This window comes from Massilia sp. CT11-108, from assembly GCF_047302915.1.
GTDB classification, from domain to species: domain Bacteria; phylum Pseudomonadota; class Gammaproteobacteria; order Burkholderiales; family Burkholderiaceae_D; genus Telluria; species Telluria orientalis.
On the sequence record NZ_JBKYMO010000628.1, the window covers coordinates 1 to 2,772 of the forward strand.

Below are 2,772 nucleotides of genomic sequence, written 5' to 3' on the forward strand. Positions count from 1 at the left end.
CCCCCCCCCCCCCCCGCCCCGCCGCCCCCCCCCGGCGCCCCCCGCGCGGGCGCGCCCCCCCGCGGGCCGCGGCTCCCCCCCCCCCCCGCCCCCCCCCCCGGCGGGCCCCCCCCCGCCCCCGCCGCGGCCCACACCTGGCCCCCCCCGCCCCCCCGGGAGCGACGGTGAGTCCATCTCCAACACCGAGCCCGCGCATGGAATCACCCCTGACCAAACCCGCCTCACTCTCCTGGATACTGCGCCCCCGCCGCCTCGCCGGCTGCGCCGTCTGCCTCCTCGGCTTCGGCGGCGGCGTCATGCTCGGCGCGACCGCGTTCTCGCTCGTGATCCCCGCGCTGGCCGCCGCCAGGACGGGTGGCGCCGGCAACTGGGGCGCCAGCCTGTCCGTCGGTGCCGGCATCATGGCCGGGGCGGCGCTGCTGCTCGTCCTCGACCGCTGCATGTCGACCGACGGGATTCTGGCTCATGACGATCCCCGCACGGCGCACTCCCTGAAGCGCGCCTGGATGTTCGTGTGGGCCGTCGCGCTGCACAACCTGCCGGAAGGCCTCGCGATCGGCGTCGCGTATGCGGGCGTCGACGTCGACAAGGCGAACTCGCTGGCGACCGGCATCTCGATCCAGGACGTGCCGGAAGGCCTCGTCGTCGCGCTGGCCCTGCGCACGGTCGGCTATGGACGGGGTTTGTCGGCGGCGCTCGGCGTCGCGTCCGGCCTGATCGAACCGGTGGCCGCCGTCGCCGGCGCCATCCTGATCGGCATCTCGGCCGGCCTGCTGCCGTTCGCGCTGGCCGCCGCGGCGGGCGCGATGCTGTTCGTGATCGTCAACGACGTCGTGCCGGAAGCGCAGCAGAACGGCAACGGCACGTGGGCCAGCGTGGCCCTCGTCTTCGGCTTCATCCTCATGACGGTGCTGGACACGGCACTCGGCTGATACCGAAATCGCAATCGCACCCCTGTTTTATTTCATTGGTGGCGCCGACCCGCATTGCCTAAGCTGGTGGCGGGTTCAACCCATATGTACAAATAAAACAGGAGACTTCATGTTTAAAAAGCTGCTGGCAGCATGCTGCCTCGCGCTCGGCTGCGCCTCGGCCGGGGCCATCGACCTGCTCGGCGTGAACAATGCCCACGACCCGGGCACCATCACGAAGGACGGCGACACGTATTTCAACTTCACGACGGGCACCGGCATCTGGTATTCCACATCGAAGGACCTCAGGACGTGGGCCGCGGGGCCGGGCCCCGTGTTCGCCACGCCGCCCGCCTGGGTCACGCAAAAGATCCCGAACTTCTCCGGCTCGTACTGGGCGCCGGACGTGATCCAGATGAACGGCTATTACTACCTGTACTACTCGGTGTCGTCGTTCGGCACGTCGTCGTCCGCGATCGGCGTGGCGCGCAGTCTCTCGCTGAAGAACCCGAACTGGCAGGATCTCGGCATCGTCGTGCAGTCGTACGGCGGCAGCGCCGAGGTCAACGCCATCGACCCCGCGCTGTTCCGCGACCATGACGGCAAGGTCTACCTGAGCTACGGCTCGTTCTTCGGCGGCATCGGCCTGGCCGAGATCGACCAGGCCACGGGCAAGCTGGCCGGCAGCGTGACGACGATCTGGGGCGGGGCTGGCCGCGACATCGAAGCCCCTTACATCACGCGCGACGGTGGCTACTATTACCTGTTCGTGAACCGCGGCAGCTGCTGCAAGAACGCCGACTCCACCTATTACGTCGAAGTGCAGCGCGCGACGAACATCCGCGGGCCGTATTCGGGTACGCGCACGATCCTGCCGGTCACCGACGGCAAGTACCGCGGCCCCGGCCACATCGCCGACCTGCGCCAGGACGGCTGCCACTTCGTCTCCACGCACTACTACGACCTGACGGACAACGGCAATGCGAAGCTGGACATCCAGCGCATGACGTACAGCGCCGGCTGGCCGGTCCTGACCCGCGACTTCACCGACTTCGCCGGCTGCGGCGGCATCAGCGACGGCGTTTACGCGTTCAAGTCGCGCCTGTCGGGCAAGGTGTTCGGCGTGGCGGGCGGTTCGACGGCGGACGGCGCACTTGTGCAGCAGTCGACCGATGCGAACGCGCGCCACCAGCAGTGGTACGTGATCGGGCATGGCGACGGGTACTACAGCATCATCAACGCCAACAGCCTGAAGAGCCTGGACGACTACAATAACTCCACGACCGCCGGCACGAACATCGCGCAGTGGGGCTACTGGGCGGGGCAGGGCCAGCAGTGGCGCTTCGCCAGCCCGGCAGCGGGTTACTACACGGTCGCGAACCAGCTCTCCGGCATGGTGCTGGACGTGCAGAACAAGAGCACGGCCGACGGCGCGCAGATCATCCAGTATCCGTCCAACGGTGGCGCCAACCAGCAGTGGTCGCTGATCCGAAAGTGAAGCAGCAGGGCGCACGCGTGTGAGGTGCCCCCACGTCGATACCCGCTTCGCGTGCAATCCCCTCGTCACCGGCCAGCCGGCCTGCACTTCCACGCGGGCGCGCTGCGCCGTACGCCGGAAGGCATCCCGCTGGGCACCCTGTGCATCCGTCGAACTGCAAGCCCTCCTCGACATCGTCGCCGGCAACCGCTGACCACCGGGGTGACCACCGGGGTCAGAGCCCTTTTTTTGGCAAGATTTTCTGAGCCATTTCCAGAAACCGGGCTCTGACCCCGGTTCTTGGCAAATCGGCATAGGGGCGGCCAGTTGTCTGGCCGGTCCCCTGCCACACCACCCGGCGTGCGGGTCCGCACCGGGCGGTTC

Annotated in this window: 3 protein-coding genes; all 3 read left to right on the forward strand. The window is 68.6% G+C overall.

The window, feature by feature from the left end; genetic code table 11:
- The first annotated feature begins 194 nt into the window (after positions 1-194).
- The 3 genes from ACEN88_RS28585 to ACEN88_RS28595 all read left to right on the forward strand — a co-directional run bounded on the left by ACEN88_RS28585 (position 195) and on the right by ACEN88_RS28595 (position 2,602).
- The gene (locus tag ACEN88_RS28585) at positions 195-932 is read left to right on the forward strand and encodes a ZIP family metal transporter (protein ID WP_413345124.1); all 738 of its coding nucleotides are present in this window, start codon (positions 195-197) and stop codon (positions 930-932) included.
- Between the two features lie 109 nt (positions 933-1,041).
- On the forward strand, positions 1,042-2,409 hold the full coding sequence (locus ACEN88_RS28590) for a family 43 glycosylhydrolase (RefSeq protein ID WP_413345126.1): 1,368 nt from the start codon (positions 1,042-1,044) through the stop codon (positions 2,407-2,409).
- A 19-nt stretch (positions 2,410-2,428) separates the two neighbouring features.
- Positions 2,429-2,602 carry a hypothetical protein gene (locus ACEN88_RS28595; protein WP_413345128.1) on the forward strand — a complete coding sequence of 58 codons (174 nt, stop codon included), beginning with the start codon at positions 2,429-2,431 and terminating at the stop codon, positions 2,600-2,602.
- Positions 2,603-2,772 lie beyond the last annotated feature (170 nt).